This window comes from Mesorhizobium ventifaucium, from assembly GCF_935822925.1.
Lineage (GTDB): Bacteria > Pseudomonadota > Alphaproteobacteria > Rhizobiales > Rhizobiaceae > Mesorhizobium > Mesorhizobium ventifaucium.
In genome coordinates, this window is sequence record NZ_CAKXZS010000070.1 from 1 (window position 1) to 1,936 (window position 1,936).

The window sequence follows — 1,936 nt, forward strand, 5'->3', positions numbered from 1 at the left end:
TCGGGTAGGAGGGAGCCTTGCGGCATCCCCCCTCCCACACCACCGTGCGTACGGTTCCGTACACGGCGGTTCATGAAGCGTGGTTTAGGCGTCGAAGCTCGTTTTGGAGCGAGATCAGCCCGAGCGCGTTGAAGAAGGCCTTGCGGAAAGCGTCGTTCATGTGACTGGCCCCGGCGTTCCACCATGGGCCGCGGCCATTGCTGGCCGAGTCACGTGCGCGTTGCTCCGTCAGACCTCGTTGCACCAGTCGTGTTCGCCGGGTGGCTGGTCGTTTCCATTGCCGCCATAGCACGCAGCGCAGTTTGCGCCGCAGCCAGCCGTCCAGTTCCTCGAGAATCCCCTTTCCTTCGGTCAGCCGGAAATAAGCAATCCAGCCACGCAGGATCGGGGCGAGGTGTTTGACGGTGGCGGCAAGGGCGCAACCGCGCCCAGCCCGAAACGCAGCCCTCAGCTTGTCCAGCAGCCGCGCCACGCTCGATCGCGCAATCAACAGGCGCGGTGCTTTGTGGGCGGTCATGGTGTAGCTGAGGAAGGTACGCTTCCACGGTCGGTCCACGGCGCTCTTGTCGCCGTTGACTTTTAGCTTCAGCCGCTCGGCCAGGAACCGGGTGAGCGAGGCCATGATGCGCTCGCCGGCACGCTGCGACCGTACATAGACGTTGCAGTCGTCGGCGTAACGGCAGAAGGCATGACCACGCCGCTCCAGTTCCTTGTCGAGATCGTCGAGCAGGATGTTCGACAGCAGCGGCGAGAGCGGCCCGCCTTGCGGCGTCCCTTCGCTGCGCGCCGTCTCGACCCCGCCCGTCATCAACCCTGCCTGCAGGTAGCGGCGGATCAACCGCAGCACCCGCTTGTCTTCGACCTTGCGCGCCACGCGTGCCATCAGCACGTCGTGGTTCACTCGGTCGAAGAACTTCTCCAGATCAAGATCGACCACGAAGCGGCGACCTCCGGCCACGTGCGACCGGACGGCCAGAACCGCATCATGCGCGCTCCGCCCCGGCCGGAAGCCGTAGGAGGAGTCGGAGAAGTCCGGATCGAAGATCGGCATCAGCACCTGATGCATCGCCTGCTGAATGAGCCGGTCCAGAACGGTCGGGATGCCCAGTTGGCGCATTCCCTTGCCGCCGGGCTTGGGGATTTTCACCCCGCGCACCGGCGCCGGTCTGTAACGACCCGCCAGCAACTCTTCTCTGATGCGCGGCCAGTGCTCCGTGAGGTGGGACTTCAGCTGTTCCACCGTCATCTCGTCGATGCCCGGTGCGCCCTTTTTCCTCACCACCCGGTGGTAAGCCGCCATCATGTTCTCGCGGCTGAGGATCATCTCCATCAGTCGCTCGTCTGCCTCCGGTCGAGAGGGTGACGGTCCTGCCGTGGGGCGCGATGCAACCGATGCCTGCTTTCGCGGCTTCCGGCCGCTGCTCCAGGTTTCGGCACGGAGGTTTTCGGCTCCGTCTTCTGCATCTTGTCCAACCATCGAAAGACCGTTCTCCGTCCGGCACTTCATGTTCAGCCCTTCGCCGCTTGGTCCGGCTACTACGGCCTCTGCTGACTCCTGCCGACCCATCCCCGCGCCTCTCGGCGGCGGTAGCACACCCGTTTCCGGGGGCAGGTCGGCAGACCTCCCAGGGTAAGGCGCTTGACCTTCGTGCCATATACCTGTCGCATCTACGGCCGCACCCTCCGGGTGATATCGGGCTTCGGGTTTTGTCGCTCCCTCGCCCGGATGCGAACGCCTCATATGCGCTTCCTGTTCGTCAGGCCGGCACTTTGCTTGCAGCTTCCTTCAGACCCCGCCTCGCGACGACGCCCTTGCTGTTCGGCTAGCGGTTCCCATCACCAGGGTCCGCAGAGGACTTTCACCTCCAAGTCATTGGCCGGATACCATCCCGGCCAAACGGTGCTTGCGCACCACGCACCATGCCTGGCGCACGAC

1 protein-coding gene is annotated in these 1,936 nt (G+C 64.5%); it reads right to left on the reverse strand.

Annotated elements, in window-relative coordinates; genetic code table 11:
• Positions 1 to 70 precede the first annotated feature (70 nt).
• Positions 71 to 1,330, reverse strand: coding sequence for a group II intron reverse transcriptase/maturase (gene ltrA / locus NMG70_RS30730; protein ID WP_254027955.1), 1,260 nt, complete (start codon positions 1,328 to 1,330; stop codon positions 71 to 73).
• Positions 1,331 to 1,936: the final 606 nt, after the last annotated feature.